Consider the following 16,632-nt stretch of genomic DNA (forward strand, 5'->3'; position numbering starts at 1 on the left):
AAGGAAGCATTCATGTCGAAGCAGACTTTCGGGTCGTCCCATGTCCCCTTGTCGCCTGCGGTCCGGGCGGGAGATTTCATTTTTATTTCAGGGCAGACGCCGGTCGGTCCCAATGGTGAGAATGTCGGCGGCACCATCGAAGTGCAGACCCGTCAGGTGCTCGAAAACGTGAAGGCGGCCTAGCCTTGGCCGGTGCCGAGATGTCGGATGTGGTCAAGACGACTGTGTGGCTCGAAGATGCGCGGGACTTTGGTGGATTCAATAAGGTCTATGCGACCTACTTTCCTTCCAGCCCGCCTGCCCGGACCACGGCCGAGGGGCGCCTCATGGTCGATATCAAGGTCGAGATCGAGGCGATTGCCTACAAGCCGGTGAGCGCGAAGCCGTGAGGGCGGAAGCATAGAGCGTCACTTGATGCACTCTGGCATCGAGTGACGTGCTCTGTGTCCATTGGTATCTAAAGAAGCGCGCTATCTTTCCGGCCCGACACGTGGAAGGCTGCGTAGACGGCAGCCACGGTCATGGTCAGGAGAATGGTCGAGAGGGCCGATGCGGTTCCGTATTCGCCGTCCATCACCGAGAGATAGATGCGGACCGGCATCGTGATCGTGCTGCCCACATAGAGCACCAGCGAGGACGAAAGCTCGTTCATGGCCGTTACGAAACTCATGAGTGCGCCCGCCATGATGCCGGGCAGGATGAGTGGAACCGTCACTTTAAGGAAAGCCTTGCCCGGCGAATAGCCGAGGCTCACCGCCGCATCCTCCAAGCTCGGGCTCACCTGCTTCAACGCAGCAGCGACGGATCTTGCCGAGTAGGGGAGACGTCGAATGAAAACGGCCATGATGATGATGAGGCCTGTGCCTGTCAGCGCCAGCGGCGGATCGTTGAAGCGCGTGATGAACGCGATACCCATGACGATGCCGGGCACCACGTAAGGCACCATGAGCAAGGCATCGAGCGTCCCCGTGGCGATGTTCGGACGCCGCGAGATCAGATAGCCGATCAATGTGCCGGTGATGACGATGGCGACGACCGCCGCCGTGGAGAAGATCAGCGTGTTCCAGATGGGTGCGGACAGGGTGGAGACGACCCGTTCGTAGCTCTGCAGGCTCACGCCCGGTTGGAAGACAGGCCCGCTGGTTCGGCGGAACGAGAACAGCACCACGATGATGGCCGGTAAAGCGCCGGTCAGCACGATGGCGTAGGCGAGAACATGGAGTCCGAGACTTTTTATGCCTCCAACCTGCGCACGTTCTGGCTTCTTGATGAGATTGCTGTGATAGACGTTCTTGCGCAAAACCCAGCGCTGCCCGAAGACGATGATCATGGATAGGACGATCAGCACGATGCTGAGAGTCGAGGCCATGCCGGGATTGCCGCCGACCTCGCTGCTGTAAAGGTTGAAGGCTTCCGTCGCCAGCACGTTGAAATCGCGCCCGATGATGCGCGGGGTTCCGAAATCTGCGATCGACAGGATGAAGGTCAGAAGGGCGCTGGCCGAAATCGCCGGCAGGATCAGCGGAAACGTGATCTTGAACAGCCGCTTCGCGGGCGAGATGCCGAGACTTTCCGCCGCTTCCTCCACGGAGCGATTGATGGAGGCGAGCGCGCCCGATGTCAGAAGGAAGACATGCGGGAAGAACTTGAACGTGAAAACCAGGATGACGCCAAGGGCGCCATAAAGCGGCGGTATGGAAATGCCGATCGAAGCGAGCCCTTTGCGCACGACGCCGCTTGCACCGAACAGCACGATCCACGCATAGGCGCCGATGAAGGGTGGAGAAACCAGCGCCACCACCGCCAGGGTTTGAATGAGCGCTCGCCCATGAATGCGGAACCGCGTCGTGATGAAGGCCAGCGTCACGCCGAGAATGAGAGCGCCGGTCATGCCTCCCAAACCGGCCAGAAGGGTATTGGCGATAGCGCGCTGATAAACTTTGGTGGTGGCTATTTCCCAGTAGTGGATGAGGGAAAAAGCTCCCGTTTCATTGTCGATCAAACTGGCGCGCAGAACCGACGAGAGCGGCCAAATCAATAGAACGAGGAGGATGACCCAAGCGGCGATGAGCACGAAGGTCCAGACATCGAAGCGAATCCGCCGTCTCATCATGCCTGCCCCGCATCGATCACGTCGCCGTTTTCGCGGAAGAGAACGATCTTCTGAAGCGGCAGGCGGATATCGACCTCGCGTCCCTCCATCGTGATGAAGTCATGCGCGGGATCGGCCACCTGTGCGACGATCTCGCCGGCATCGGTCTTGAGGGTGTAGTGGGCTTCGCGGCCGAGAAACGTGACCTTCTCCACAAGGCCCTTGAGAGCAATGGCTTCGCCCTCATGGGCCATGCCGGCAAGCAGCACGTTCTCCGGGCGAATGGCCACTTCGACGGCCCCCGATGCCGTTGCAGGATAGGCAATCCTGTGACCGCTGATGAGCAGGTGCCCGTTCTCGAGTTTCCCCGGCAGAAAGTTCATGGTGCCGACGAAGGTCGCCGCAAAGCGGCGCAAGGGCTTCCGGTAAATTTCGAAAGGCGTGCCGATCTGCTCGACATTGCCCTTGTTCATCACGCAGATGCGGTCGGAGACCGCAAGGGCCTCCTCCTGATCGTGTGTCACATAAATGGTCGTGATGCCCAGTCGCCGCTGGATGTCGCGGATGTCCTCACGCAATTCGATGCGCAGCTTCGCGTCCAGGTTCGAGAGCGGCTCGTCCATCAGAAGAAGTGTCGGCCGGATGGCCATGGCGCGGGCAAGGCCGATGCGCTGCTGCTGGCCACCGGACATCTCCGCGGGCAGGCGGTTCTGATAGCCATCGAGGCGCACCATCTTGAGTGTCTCGGCCACGCGCGCCTCGATCTCAGACTTTGGTAGCGAGCGTGCCTTGAGGCCGAAGGCGACGTTGTCTGCAACCGTCAGGTGAGGGAACACGGCATAGTCCTGAAAGACCATGCCGATGTCACGCTTGTGGGCAGGCTTGTGGTCTATGCGCTCGCCGTTGACGATAATCTCGCCCCGGTCCTGATGCTGGAAGCCGGCGATGGTCCGCAGAAGGGTGGTCTTGCCGCAGCCGCTGGGACCCAGAAGGGTGAAGAACTCTCCCGACTCGATCTTGAGATCGATGCTCTCCAGGACACGCACGTCCTTGTAGCTCTTAGCCAGCCCCTGGATCTTCAATTCGGCCACACTTGGCTCCCTTGTTCGTATATTCAAGTCTCGAAGAGGCACGACTTTACAAAAGTTGCCGCCTTCAGCAACATACTATTACCTGGCTAATTAAATCCATGGGAGGATTACGTGTTGAAAGTCGGACTGACCGCGGGCGTGCTGCTCGCTTCCCTCACCACTGCGGCCCTGGCCCAGGATAAGACCGTGGTGGTCTACACTGCCCATAAGGCATCCATCGTCGATGCCCTGGTGCCTAAATTCGAGAAGGAAACCGGCATCAAGGTCGATGTGGTGAAGGCCGGATCCGGCGACATCATCAAGCGCATCAAGGCGGAATCCTCGTCCGCGAAGGCCGATGTGATCTGGAGCATCGGCGGCGAGCAGCTCGAGGACAATAAGGACCTGCTGGCGACCTACAAGCCGAAAGAGGACGATGTCCTCCTTCCTGCCTACAAGGTAAGCCCGGAGTGGATCCCCTATACGGGCATCCTGCTGGTCATGGCGGTCAACAACAAGGAACTCAAGCCCGCCGATTACCCGAAGAGCTGGGCCGATCTCGGCGATCCCAAGTGGAAGGGCAAGATCTCATCCGCACGTGCCGATACGTCCGGCTCCAGCTTCCAGCAGCTCGCGACCGTTCTGATCGCCCATGGCGACAAGGGCTGGGATGTCTACAATAAGTCTCTCGCGAACATCAATCTGTCCGATTCCTCGGGCGCGGTTGCACGCTATGTGAACGATGGCGAGGCGCTCGTGGGCCTCACCCTCGAAGACAATGCCCTCGACTACGTGAAGGGCGGCGGTAACGTCGCCATCGTCTATCCGGAAGACGGCTCTTCGACGGTTGCCGATGGCGTCGCGCTTGTGAAGGGTGCGCCTCATGCCGACAACGGCAAGGTGTTTATCGACTGGCTTCTCTCGAAGCCCGTACAGGAGCAACTCGTCTCCGAGATCGGCCGCCGCTCCGTCCGCAAGGACGTCACCGGCGCGGGCCTCAAGCCGATGAGCGAAATCAAGCTCGTCGAATACGACATAAAGAAGGTGGCGCAGAACCGCACCGAATGGGTCGCCAAGTGGAAGGCCGCTCTGCAGAATCGCTGAGCGCGCATTCATAAAGGTTCACGGCTGCCATGCTGATCGAAGCATTCACCGAGGCGAAGGATCCGTCCGCGCCTCACACCAACGAGGATCGTCTCGTGATTCTGCCGGGCCGCGCCTATGCGGTCATCGACGGAGTCACGGACCGTCTCGGAGCACGCTTCGACGGAATGCTTTCCGGTCAGTATGCAGCCGTGACCGTCCAACGCGCGCTCGAGCATATGTTGAGCGCGCCCGATGGACCGGAAAATCCTGTTGCCATTGTCAAAGCCCTGACGGCAGCGCTCGCGCCGGTCTACGAGAAATATGGCATGGCCGAGAGGGCGAAAGCCGACTGGAATTTTCGCATCTCGGCCGCGCTGGCCCTGGTGCTGGTCGGTCGTGAGACCGTCGACGTGCTCCTCGTGGGAGACAGCGGTGTTCGCATCAATGGCGAACACACTCTTCGGGTCGAGAAGGATCTCGATCTGATCACATCAATCCTGCGCCAGCAGGCTTGGCCGGTCATCGGGCAGAAGGTGTCCGATCCCGATAAGCATGAGCAGATGTCCCGGCAGGTGACCTGGCACGGCACGCGGCAATCCCTCGATAACGTGGCCGGCACGCTTGATGCCGATGACATGGCCTTCATCGAGAGCCGCGCCATCGCGGCTAATCTGGAAGCGCTGCCGCATGTGGCGAGGGCCGATATCGAGAACCTCGTGCGCGGCGGCATCGTGAATGCGCAGGGCGGCTATCAGAACAACGCCTCCCTGCAACTCGGTTATCCTTGCCTCGATGGTTTCGAGGTGCCGCAGCACATGCTGATGATCGAAAAAATCCCGCGCTCGGATGTCAGAACGGTCGAGATTTATTCGGACGGGTATTTCAAGCCCGGCGACGGGTTCGGCGTGGCCGCTTGGGAAAAGGCATTCGCTGAGGCCGAGCGCGAGGACCCCGCGAAGGTCCTGCTCTATCCCTCTCCCAAAGGGTCGACAGCCTCGCTCTGGGCCGACGACAGAGCCTATCTCGGCGTCAGGTTCTGAGAGCAGAGTGTCGTTGCTGCGGGATGGCGGGACCACACAGACGAATAAGCGAGGTCCTCATCGCACCGATTCTGCTCGTCGTTGCTTCCACTCTCGTGTTCGTCGAAGGCATCTGTATGCCTATGCCGCTGCTGAACTCAACCGCAATTGCTCGGCTTCAATACAGCTACTCTAGATCAAAATGAAACGTTGCAATATTTAAAATCAAGAGTTGATGTACTTTGATCCGAGTAAGCTATCGTTTGTTATGGTCGTGGGATCAACTTCTCTTAAACTGAAGCCTCAAAAGAGCAGGCTGACACAGGCTGGATAAATCATGCTAGTTTTTTGGCGTAGCGGGGTCGCAGATGCCACAGCATGTACCACCGGCGCACATTTCAGGCACTGCCGACAGACGGCAGGTCACTGCACTCGCCTATGATCTCGTAGGTTCGACCCGCCTCGCGGAAAGTCTCGACCCGGAGGATATGCGCGAGCTTCTCCAGAGCTTTCATTCCATGTGTACGGCCGCCATCGAGGAGACAGGCGGCAAGGTCAACCGTTACATCGGCGACGGTGGGATGGCTTATTTCGGTTACCCCACCGCGTACGAGAACGCGGCCGAGCGGGCCATCCATGCAGGGCTCGCCATAACAGAAAGATGTGCCCATCTGGGAACGTCCGTATCCGGCGGCAGGATCGCCTTGAGCGTGCGCGTAGGCATCGCCACGAGTAAGGTCGTGGCCGGCGACACGGCCGGGGAGAGGGGCTTTGGAGCCGATGAGGTCGTCGGCATCGCGCCTCATCTCGCAGCCCGCCTTCAGGTTGCTGCGGCGCCGAACTCGGTTCTTGTCAGTGATGCGACGCGACGGCTCGTTGGCACCATGTTCCGGTTCGGGAGACAACACAAGCTCCAGCTGCCGGGGTTCACCCACGCGCAGCAGGCCTGGACAGTCCTGCGCGCCCGAAATCCGCAAACGCGTTTTGAAGGGTTTCACACGCAGGGCGCCTCTCCTTTTCTAGAAAGGAATGCAGAACTTACTGCCTTGACAGAAAAATGGCAGCACGCACAAAGCGGTCAGGGACAAGCCGTTGCTCTCATCGGCGATCCTGGCATCGGTAAATCACGGGTGGCAGCCGAGATGGGCACCTTGCTGGGCCGCGATGCCGTGCAATTGCTCAGCCTTCAGTGTTCACCGCTTCATGCATTCACTCCGCTTTATCCTATCAAGGCATTGCTCGAACATGCATATCTGATGCGCTCCAATGAGCCGCATCATTCACCCAAAAAGCGGCTGACTCACCTTCTCAATCTGCCCGCACTTCCGTTCCCTGAGGCTGCGCCCATTCTCACCCGTATCCTGTTTCCGTTCCAGGATGAGATGGATGCAAACCGATCTTCCATGTCAACCGAGCAGCTCAAGGAAGAGACGTTCACGACATTGATCGAGATCGTCGCGCGCATGGCGAACCGTGGCCCGATTCTGGTCATAGTCGAKGATGCGCAATGGATCGATCCCAGTTCACTGGAGCTTCTTGAGCGCCTCATTTCGCGCATTGTGGATCTGCCTGTTCTTCTGCTCATAACTGCGCGCCCAACTTTCTCGGCGCTGGAGAAGCCTGATTTTCAGAATCTCGCAAGGATCGAGCTTTCGCCATTGGGCGAGCAAGCAGCGACTGCCATTGTCAGGCATGTTGCCGGTTCGTCACGCCTCTCACCGGAAGAGCTGCGCCATATCCTTGACCGCGCCGAAGGAAACCCCTTTTTCCTGGAAGAGTTGACAATAGCGCTGCTAAACCGGGAGCGGAGTTCAGGTCAGGCTGACGAATTGCCGACATCGCTTATGGACATATTGGCGGCACGTCTTGATCAATCCACGCAAGGCAAACAGATCGCGCAAGTCGCAAGCGCTATCGGTCGCACGTTTTCCATCGATCTGCTGCGGCAGGCAACGCAGCTTGACGAAGCTGATCTCGATTCTGGCCTTGCGCGATTGTACGAATCGGGCGTCGTTACTCTCGAGCATGAGGCCCCACAGCGGTTTTACAGTTTCAGGCACGCTCTTCTGCAGCAAAGCGCCTATGACAGCATGCTGAAGGCCACTCGCCAAAGTGTTCATCGACAGCTTGCCCACGTTCTGGAAGCGGACGCCGCCGAGCCTGAAATTCTTGCGCGCCATTTCACGGAAGCGGGGCTTCCGCGCCAGGCCATCGCCAACCTTCAACTTGCAGGCCAGCGAGCGGCCTCACGCTCTGCCAATATCGAAGCGATCAGTCTTTTGCGACGTGCCCTGTCTTTGACCGGCGATCTTGAGGCAGAGCCGGAGCGAAACGAGACCGAACTCAACATATCTCTTGCTCTCGGTCCCTTGCTCATTTCCGTCGCGGGCCCTGGTGCGGATGAAGTTCAGGCTCTCTATCGACAAGCCATGGCACTCTCAGATGGAACTCCCGACCATCGCCGTTTCACGGCGTACTGGGGATGGTGGCGCACGGCTCCCAACTTCAAGGTCATGCGCGAGCGTGCGGATGAACTGTCGTCTATCGTCCACAATCTTGCCGATCCGCATCTGTCCTTGCAGGCTCACCATTGCCAGTGGGCGACCCTCTTCATGCTCGGCGAGCAAAGGCGCTGCTGCGAACACGTGACAGAAGGCCTCGCATTCTACGATGCAACGGAGAATCGGCACGACGCCATTCTCTACGGAGGGCATGATCCCAAAGTATGCGGCCTTGGCGAACAGGCATTGTCGCTCTGGATCCAGGGATTCCCCAAGCGTTCTCAGGCTGTCATGAAAGCTTGCGCCCGGCATGCCGCCGCACTGGATCACCGCGCCAGCAAGACGCATTTCGAGGAAGCCGAGATCAACCTTCTGCATTATCGTCGTGACATAACAGCTGTAAAGGATCGGGCCGCGCGAATGCACCATTTCGCGGAGGAACTCGGCTTCAAGGACATCGCTGCAAAAGCCGAGATCTTCGGCGGCTGGGCCGCAGCGCTCAGCGGCAGTCTTGCTGAAGGAATCGTGTCGATTGAGCAGGGACTTGCAACGCAGCGCATCATCGGTACGCAGGAGGACTTTCCTGCTTATCTGGAGATGCTGGCCGAGGCCTATGGGCTCGCAGGCAAATTCTCGAACGGGCTTGAAGTTGTCGAGGAGGCGATCGGCATAGCGAATGAAACCAGCCTGCGCTATTGGCTTGCCGAACTCCTGCGGCGAAAGGGCGAGTTGCTGTTCTCGCTGGGCAGAGAGGATGAGGCCCTGCGCTGCTATGACGAAGCACTCGCCGCAGCCGAGGCTCAGAACGCGAATGCTCTCTATCTGCGGTCCGCTATCAGCAGGGCCGGTGCTCTCAACATTAAGGGTTTTCGTGACGCGGGTATTTCGCAACTTGAAGCGGCAGTAGCGAGGCTTCCAGAGGCAACACCCACAGTGGATAGAGTTTTAGCGATGGAGCTGTTGAACCGGTTGCGAGGAGCCGCATGAGCGAAACGCCTTCTTTACTGTCAAAACTCTATCTAAAAGGAACTCACCGCGCTCTCGATCCAAGTGAGACGTTGGAGCGGCTACGCCCCATGCTCGGCACATTCGGCATCACTCGGGTTGCAGATGTCACGGGCCTCGACTCCATCGGAATCCCTGTCGCTATCGCCGTCCGTCCCGGCTCACGCTCGAACATTACCTCACAAGGCAAAGGGTTAGACAGGACGTCGGCGAAGGTTTCCGCTATCATGGAGTCTGTCGAAGCCTATTATGCGGAGCGTGTGCAGGGTCCCTTGCTTTGGGCTCATGCGAATGAAATACGAGAGGCTGGCAGAAGTGTCGCCGACTTTCAGAATCTGTCTTTTCATCAGGGTGCGCGCTTCTCTGCGACGACTCGCATTCTCTGGTTCGAGGGGCGGCATCTGTCGACCGGAACCAGCTGTTGGATTCCCTTCGAGTGCGTTCACACCAACTTTGCTCTTCCTAGGCCTGCGGGCAGCGGTCACTTTGCGGCAAGCACCAATGGCCTCGCTTCTGGGAATGATGTGCGTGAGGCTATCGTTCACGGCCTGTGCGAACTGATCGAGCGCGATGCCCAGGTTCTGTTTTCTCTCGATCCGACGCATCTCGACAACCGGCGTTTGGATCTTGCATCCATCGATGAGCCGGACGCAGTCTCCATATTGGCACAGATCGCCGCGAAGGGTTTCTTGACGGCTGTGTGGGACTTGACCTCGGATATCGACGTCGCGGTCTTCAAATGTCACATCATGGAGCGGCGCGGCGGCCCGGGCCTCATGCCGTTGCCGGCCGAAGGGCATGGCTGTCATCCCGATAAAGGCATCGCGCTCTTGAGAGCCATCCTTGAGGCCGTCCAATCCCGCGCGACGATTATCGCCGGTACGCGGGATGATGTGGGGCCGGGTCTCTACGAGCGCTTCGATGACATGGAGGAATTGACCCGATGGCGCGAGCGGCTCGGCTCGGAAAACGCGAACCGATATTATGCGGGCATACCCCATGCCTTCCATGCCGCTGTCGATGAAGATGTCGATTTCATTGTGCAACGTCTCCAGAATGTGGGCCTCGGTGAGATCATGATGGCCGATCTGGTGCCAGACAGCTCCACCCCGCTTTCCGTCGTTCGTGTCATCGTGCCGGGGCTTGAGGGGCCACTTGCGCCGGAGGTCGCCCTCGGAAGGCGGGCCCGCCTGCAAATGGAGCGCATGTCATGAGCATTGTCGTCTTCTGTGGGCCGACCATCTCCGCAGCAGAGGTGCGTGAGTGGATCGACGCGGTCTGCCTTCCGCCGGCAGGATATGGCGATGTCATCCGGGCGGTGGAGATGTCGCCGAGACCGCGTGTCATTGCGATCATCGACGGAGCTTTCCGAAATGTTCCGGCCGTGCGGCACAAGGAGATCCTTTGGGCTCTGTCACAAGGCGTGCATGTGTTCGGAGCAGCCAGCATGGGCGCGTTGCGGGCTGCCGAACTCTTTGACTACGGCATGGTCGGTTTCGGTTCGATCTTTTCCGATTACCGCTCAGACCGGCTGGAAGACGACGATGCCGTTGCCGTGGAGCATGGGCCGCCTGAACTGGGATTTCTGTCCCTCAGTGAAGCGATGGTCGACATCCGCGCAACGCTCGATGCGGCGGTCCTTAATGGCGTTATCGACGGGCATATGAAAAGTCGTCTGCTTGATCACGCAAAGCAGCAATTCTATGCCGACCGTCATTGGCCGGAGCTTCTCAAGTATGCTCGAACCTTAGACTTTGATGCCACGATGGTCGATGCACTGGAGGCTTGGCTGCCAGCAGGAAAGGTTCATCGCAAACGTGACGATGCGTTGGAAATGCTGGCTGCAATCCGCGAATTCATCGCAACCGACCTGCCTCCATTCGAACCGAACTTCACGTTCGAACGAACCGACGTGTGGGATCTCGACTACGAGGGGGCACACAGTCTTCCTCAATCCATCGAAGGCGTCGCACTTCACGTCGAGGATATTCTCGATGAGCTTCGCTTGTCGCCGGATAACTACAGGCTCGTTCAGCAGGGGGCGCTGGTTCGCGCGCTCTCCATCCGGGAAGCGCGACGTCACGGCATGGAGCCGGAGCCGGAGGAGAAGGAGAGAGTGCTACGGGAGTGGCTCCGAGAGCGCGGGATGGGACTGCAGAAGGCCCTCGACGAGAACCGGCTTGGTGAATCGGATCTGGAGGCGTTCGTGAGAGACGAAGCCCTCGTCCGCTGGACGACGGAAAAATTCGAGACTGTGATCCATGATAATCTGCTAGGCGCATTGCGCGCCCACGGCGGGCTTGCCCCACTCATCAAGCGAGCTGAGGTAAAGCGACATGCGCTTCGCAACATGGGAAAGGAAGGAGCGACGACCCAGACGAGCGGTCAATCGCCGACTGCTGTTCTCGGTTGGTTTTGGCGTAGAACATTTCCGGGACAGATGCAGATGATGCCGCCCGAGGCTCTGGCGCAGAAGATGGGATTTCCTGACGTCTCCGCCATGAACAGAGCGCTTCTTCGGGAGTATCTCTTTAGCGAGTACGAGGGGGGTAAAAGTACTGCATCGGGTCGTATCGATTGACTGAGTGCAGGCCTTATCTGAAAATATGCCGGTAGCAGGAGATGTGCCAATGACCGACCTGGTCGAAGTCACGCAAGGCAGACCTGTTCCGGCGGAGTATAGCTATAGCCCCTCTCGCATCACGCTCTACGGTGTTCCCATTTTTGCGCTTGAAATGGGGCAGCAGGGAACGATCGTCTGTACTCCGGATCCTCCTCATCCAGAACGAACGTTGGCTCTCGTCTACGGCTTCTGCTTCCAGGGGCATTGTTACTCTCTGCCTGAGCCCGTGATTGTCCTTGTTGAAGGGAGGGGGCGCCATGCGGATGGATGCGGGTGGGAAGAGCAGGGTTATCGTGCCTGGGATGTCGACAAGCTTGACCAGACCATTCAACTTCAGATCCAAAGTGATACGTTCGAGCAGCTGATCCTCAATCGTAACCTCAATACGACCAAGCAACCTGTTGCCTATTCAATTGCGCACCGAATGGCGCATCGTGGCGGGAAGCTGACCGAATAACCTGAGGAGATGTCGTGATGGCGGCCGTTTTCGGTATCTTTTCCGGCACTCTCGATGAATCGCATGAGCTCAGGGAAGTTGCCAATATCCGTACAGGCAGCACCTTAATCCACGCGCGGTATTTCAGGATAAAGCTGCTCGCCCCGCCATGCGACGCGCTCGATGGTCTGGTCTCTGCGATAATCCGGGGAGCCGAAGGCGCGATCGAGCGCGTCGTCTTTCCTGAGTATGAGGAGATATGGGACAGACGAGACGTACCGGCATTGCCRGAGAATTTTATTGATGGGCGCGTGAAAGAGCAAGAGATCGATCTATGTGATTGCCTGCCCGAATACGAAGATTGCGAAGACGCCTGCGAAGCTGAAGCTCTCGACATTGATCCGCCTGTGCCATCCGTTGGATTCATGGTCCAGGTTCGCCTCATGATCAAGGACCTGCGACCTGGCACGAGGATCAGAGCTATCGTCGCTCTCAGCGAGGATGACGAGCATTCAACGGAACGCAGGCGCCGCGCTCGGGATGTCGATGCCTCTCCAGCGGAAGATAGCGCCAATCTCTCCGACGTAACGGTCGCCCGAGATGACACGGCAGGCGTCGATAAGAGCTGAGCCGAAGGTCTCGAAACTCATCTGGTCGGGAGAAACCGTCCGCCAAGCCGAGACAAGGCAGCGCCCGAAGATATCCCGCGCATCGGCAAGCGCAGCCTTGAAGGCGAAGTGACGGTTCTCGTAATGGCTGGCGAAGGCTTCCGAAACCCGATCCGCAGAATCTCCCACCTTGTTTGTCTCGTAGGCGAGCTCCCACAATTCGCGAGGAATGAGCCCCCGCTCCTCGAGTTCGGACGCATAGAGATAAGCGATGATGTCGAAACATGCTCCCGTGAGCGGCCGCGACACGTCGTGAGGCTCTGGCCCTACCTCCCACATCCGCGCATTGTTGCTGGCAAGTCGAATCTGCTTCGTGTCCGACACTTCGGCGAGGCGGTTGAGTTCATTGAGCGTATAGATATTGCCGCGGCAGGCGCGCAGCAACCTGTCGAGGACAGTATCGAAATGCAGCAGACCGATCAGGGCTGTGACGTCCGCACTCGCCTCGTGGAAGGCGCGGAACATGAGCGGTAATTGGCTGGTGGTGGGCAGGCCCATCAATGAGAACAGGATGGTATGCCCGATCTCATGGGCGATCACGTCGAAGTTGAGCCCGTAAGGATGAACGACGCCCTCGGTCGAGGAAAAGCGGCCGAACTCAATGTAGCCATAGCCGGATTGAGCATTGTCCCAATCGATCACGGGGATGATTTCAAGACGCGGGTAATCCTGTCGAAAGGGCCACTCGATCCGCTGTCCGAGATAGCTCTCGAAGATGTCCATGACCCGTCGAACGGAGCCGTACATATGAACGGCGAGAAAGTCGCGGGACCCAGGGGCGAGGTGTGCGAAATGCCCGTTGGCGTCAGGCTCGACTGGCGGCCTTGTCGCGCCGCGATAGGGCGGGAGATAAGGAAAGGTGTAGGGCTCATCCTTATCGACAGCGTCGATGACATACATCCGGTCGTCTGCAGGGCCTGGGGCGATAGTTCCCGCAGGCGGCGACAGCCAGACGACCTCCGGCTCGGTGAAACCGGAGAGAAACGGCGCTTGCGGGAAGAGCCGAACGCGTGTTCCAAAATCCCGCTCTCGATCGGCGTAGTAGAGCACCATTGCGGTCTGAGCTTAGCCGGTTGCAGTCTCGCTCTACAAAGTGCTCCCAAACTCTCTTGGAGGCAATTTGCTCTTAGGGATCATACTGCCGGATGAGTCAGCCTCTGCCCATCGTATAGAACTCGTCGTTGGGACGCATATTCGTCACGTTGGCCAAGCGGTTCGACATGCCGAAGAAGGCGGCGATGGCAGCGATATCCCAGGCGTCTTCCTCGCTGAAGCCATGGCTGCTCAGGAGGGCTAAATCCGCATCACTCGTGGCATATGCTTCAAAGGCCACTTTCATGGCGAAATCGAGCATAGCCTTCTGTCTGTCCGTGATGTCGGCCTTTCGGTAATTGACTGCGACCTGATCGGCGATCAACGGGTCTTTCGCCCGGATCCGCAGGATCGCCCCATGGGCGACGACGCAATACTGGCACTGATTGGCGTTGCTCGTCGCGACGACGATCATCTCACGTTCCGCCTTCGTGAGGTTTCCCGGCTTGTCCATGAGAGCGTCGTGATAGGCAAAAAAGGCGCGGAATTCATCGGGACGGCGGGCGAGCACCAGAAAGACATTTGGAACGAAGCCCGACTTTTCCTGCACGGCAAGGATCCGTGTGCGGATGTCTTCCGGCAAACCGGCGATCTCCGGCGTTGGAAAGCGGCTTATTGGCGGTTTGTTCATTGTGGCTCCCTTCCTATCCTATTCGCCGGCCCATAGGCTTGGCCGCGGCTCGTTTGCGCACCAGCTTATTCGGCTTGGCCCGCGCGGACAACGCGCTAAAGTAGGGGGAGACAGGAGCAAAGACCGATGACCGCGCCGCAGATTGTTGCCGATGAACCGATCCTGATCCGCGAGGACAGGGAGGGGGTCGTGACCTTGATGCTGAACCGCCCGGGCCAGTACAACGTATTGTCCGAGGAGATGCTGCGGGCGTTGCAGAAGAGCCTGGACGAACTTGCGGCGGATGAAGGTGTGCGCTGCGTCGTCATCGGTGCCGCGGGCAAGGCTTTCTGCGCAGGGCATGACCTGAAGCAGATGCGGTCCGACCCGCGCCAGGAATATTATGAGGATCTGTTCGAGCGGTGCAGCCAAGTCATGCAGAGCATCGTGAACTTGCCGGTTCCGGTGATTGCCCGCGTGCACGGTATGGCAACGGCCGCCGGATGCCAGCTGGTCGCCTCCTGCGACCTCGCGGTTGCAGGCGAGAGCGCAACGTTCGCCGTCTCCGGAATCAATGTCGGTTTATTCTGCTCCACGCCCGCCGTTGCCCTTTCGCGGAATGTCGCGCCGAAACAGGCTTTCGACATGCTCGTGACCGGGCGCTTCATCTCCGCAGCTGAGGCGCTGTCTTACGGGTTGATCAACCGCGTGGCGCCGGATGCCGAACTCAATGCGGCAGTGGCCTTGCTGACGGAGGCGATATGCTCCAAAAGCCCTGTTGCAATCCGAACGGGAAAGGTCATGTTCGCTCGCCAGCGCAGCATGAACTTGGCGGATGCCTATGACTATGCCGGCCAAGTCATGGCTTGCAACATGATGGCCGAAGATGCCGCAGAGGGCATCGATGCCTTCATCGAGAAGCGCAAGCCCGAGTGGAGAGGGCGCTAATCAAGCCCTGTCAATCTCAAGTGGCACCAGCAAGGGCGCGTGCCATTTCGCGCAACTGGAACTTCTGGATCTTGCCTGTAGAAGTCTTCGGAAGCTCAGTGAAGATGACCGTGCGCGGGCATTTGAAGGAGGCGAGGTGCTGCCTGCACCAAGCGACGATGTCATCCGCCGCCACTGACTGACTGGGCTTCAGCTCCACGAATGCGCACGGCGTTTCGCCCCATTTCTCATCCGGCATCGCGACGACGGCAGCAGCTTGGATCGCAGGATGTTTGTAAAGCACATCCTCCACTTCGATGGAGGAGATGTTCTCTCCGCCGGAGATGATGATGTCCTTGGAGCGATCCTTCAGTTGAATGTAGCTGTCAGGATATTTCACGCCGAGATCTCCGGAATGAAACCAGCCGCCCGCGAAGGCTTTTTCTGTCGCAGCCGGGTTCTTCAGGTAGCCTTTCATGACGACATTGCCGCGAAACATGACCTCGCCGAGGGTCTTTCCGTCTGCCGGCACGGGCTGCATCGTATCCGGGTCGAGAACGTCGAGTGCTTCCAGAACCGGATACCGCACACCTTGCCTGGCCTTCTTCGCCGCATACTCGGCCGGGGATAAACTGTTCCACTCATCATGCCATTCGTTGACGACCGCTGGTCCATAAACCTCGGTCAGGCCGTAGAGATGTGTGACATCGAAACCGGCTTCCTTCATGGCAGCCAGCATGGCCTCGGGCGGCGGGGCGGCAGCTGTCATGAAGCGAACTTGGTGGGGCAGGGCGCGCTTCTCAGGCTCAGGCGCATTGAGGAGCGTCGACATGACGATGGGCGCACCGCAAAGGTGAGTGACCTCATGATCTGCCAGGGCGTCATACATGGGCTTTGCCCGCACGGCGCGCAGGCACACATGGGTGCCGGCAACGATCGACAGTGACCATGGGAAGCACCAGCCGTTGCAATGGAACATGGGAAGCGTCCACAGATAGACGGGATGCTGGCCCATTCCGCCAGTGACGATGTTCCCCATGGCGAGCAAATAGGCGCCGCGGTGGTGATAGACGACACCTTTGGGATCGCCGGTCGTGCCGGAGGTGTAGTTGAGCGTGATGGCGTCCCACTCGTCGTGAGGCAGTTGCCATGCGAAATCCGGATCTCCCTCAGCCAGGAGACCCTCGTATTCAAGTTCTCCCAAGCGCTCGCCCGATCCTGTGAATTCCGGATCGTCGTAATCGATGACGAGCGGTTTGGTGGCAGATATTTCGAGAGCGGCCTTCACGACACCTGACATTTCGCGATCCGTGATAAGCACCTTCGCTTCGCTGTGCTCGAGAGTGAAGGCGATGATCTTGGCATCGAGCCGGGTGTTGAGCGTATTGAGAACCGCCCCTGCCATGGGGACGCCGTAATGGCATTCGAGCATGGCCGGCGTGTTGGGAAGCACCACCGACACCGTATCGCCGCGTCGGATGCCGCGCCGGGTCAGCGCCGAGG

Annotated in this window: 13 protein-coding genes and 1 pseudogene; 9 read left to right on the forward strand and 5 right to left on the reverse strand. The window is 58.9% G+C overall.

The genetic code is table 11. The features are described 5' to 3' along the window. Positions 1-12 precede the first annotated feature (12 nt). A pseudogene (locus ACXJKO_RS06105) lies at positions 13-389 on the forward strand (RidA family protein). A 68-nt stretch (positions 390-457) separates the two neighbouring features. Here ACXJKO_RS06105 and ACXJKO_RS06110 read toward each other — a convergent pair. Together ACXJKO_RS06110 and ACXJKO_RS06115 are read right to left on the reverse strand one after the other, a co-directional pair. After that, positions 458-2,110 carry an ABC transporter permease gene (locus tag ACXJKO_RS06110; protein ID WP_457090194.1) on the reverse strand — a complete coding sequence of 551 codons (1,653 nt, stop codon included), beginning with the start codon at positions 2,108-2,110 and terminating at the stop codon, positions 458-460. Then, a complete protein-coding gene (locus ACXJKO_RS06115; RefSeq protein ID WP_457090195.1) occupies positions 2,110-3,183 on the reverse strand; it encodes an ABC transporter ATP-binding protein in 1,074 nt (357 codons plus the stop codon). The genes ACXJKO_RS06110 and ACXJKO_RS06115 overlap by 1 nt, the downstream gene beginning before the upstream one ends. 111 nt (positions 3,184-3,294) lie before the next feature. Here ACXJKO_RS06115 and ACXJKO_RS06120 point away from each other — a divergent pair, with 111 nt between their 5' ends. The 7 genes from ACXJKO_RS06120 (at position 3,295) to ACXJKO_RS06150 (ending at position 12,461) form a co-directional block, all read left to right on the forward strand. After that, the gene (locus tag ACXJKO_RS06120; RefSeq protein WP_457090196.1) at positions 3,295-4,266 is read left to right on the forward strand and encodes an extracellular solute-binding protein; all 972 of its coding nucleotides are present in this window, start codon (positions 3,295-3,297) and stop codon (positions 4,264-4,266) included. A gap of 29 nt (positions 4,267-4,295) precedes the next feature. Continuing rightward, positions 4,296-5,288, forward strand: a complete 993-nt coding sequence (locus tag ACXJKO_RS06125; protein WP_457090197.1) for a hypothetical protein — start codon at positions 4,296-4,298, stop codon at positions 5,286-5,288. A 347-nt stretch (positions 5,289-5,635) separates the two neighbouring features. Further along, positions 5,636-8,755 carry an ATP-binding protein gene (locus ACXJKO_RS06130; RefSeq protein ID WP_457090198.1) on the forward strand — a complete coding sequence of 1,040 codons (3,120 nt, stop codon included), beginning with the start codon at positions 5,636-5,638 and terminating at the stop codon, positions 8,753-8,755. Then, positions 8,752-9,987, forward strand: a complete 1,236-nt coding sequence (locus ACXJKO_RS06135) for a YcaO-like family protein (RefSeq protein ID WP_457090199.1) — start codon at positions 8,752-8,754, stop codon at positions 9,985-9,987. Before ACXJKO_RS06130 ends, ACXJKO_RS06135 begins: the two co-directional genes overlap by 4 nt. A gap of 110 nt (positions 9,988-10,097) precedes the next feature. Beyond that, positions 10,098-11,354 (forward strand): TfuA-like protein, encoded by a 1,257-nt coding sequence (locus ACXJKO_RS06140; protein WP_457090211.1) that lies wholly within the window; start codon positions 10,098-10,100, stop codon positions 11,352-11,354. Positions 11,355-11,403: 49 nt separating this feature from the next. After that, positions 11,404-11,853, forward strand: coding sequence for a hypothetical protein (locus ACXJKO_RS06145; protein WP_457090200.1), 450 nt, complete (start codon positions 11,404-11,406; stop codon positions 11,851-11,853). Positions 11,854-11,870: 17 nt separating this feature from the next. Continuing rightward, on the forward strand, positions 11,871-12,461 hold the full coding sequence (locus ACXJKO_RS06150) for a hypothetical protein (protein ID WP_457090201.1): 591 nt from the start codon (positions 11,871-11,873) through the stop codon (positions 12,459-12,461). Here the strand turns inward: ACXJKO_RS06150 and ACXJKO_RS06155 are convergent. After that, a complete protein-coding gene (locus tag ACXJKO_RS06155) occupies positions 12,345-13,553 on the reverse strand; it encodes a hypothetical protein (protein WP_457090202.1) in 1,209 nt (402 codons plus the stop codon). The genes ACXJKO_RS06150 and ACXJKO_RS06155 overlap by 117 nt on opposite strands. A gap of 97 nt (positions 13,554-13,650) precedes the next feature. Further along, positions 13,651-14,223 (reverse strand): peroxidase-related enzyme, encoded by a 573-nt coding sequence (locus ACXJKO_RS06160; RefSeq protein WP_457090203.1) that lies wholly within the window; start codon positions 14,221-14,223, stop codon positions 13,651-13,653. 126 nt (positions 14,224-14,349) lie between these two features. Between ACXJKO_RS06160 and ACXJKO_RS06165 the strand changes: the two genes are divergently transcribed. Beyond that, on the forward strand, positions 14,350-15,150 hold the full coding sequence (locus ACXJKO_RS06165; protein ID WP_457090204.1) for an enoyl-CoA hydratase: 801 nt from the start codon (positions 14,350-14,352) through the stop codon (positions 15,148-15,150). A 16-nt stretch (positions 15,151-15,166) separates the two neighbouring features. On the opposite strand, the gene ACXJKO_RS06170 is transcribed toward ACXJKO_RS06165, so the two are convergent. Beyond that, a partial coding sequence (locus tag ACXJKO_RS06170) for an acyl-CoA synthetase (RefSeq protein WP_457090205.1) occupies positions 15,167-16,632 on the reverse strand: 1,466 nt, incomplete at its 5' end.

Source organism: Microvirga sp. P5_D2 (genome assembly GCF_054049475.1).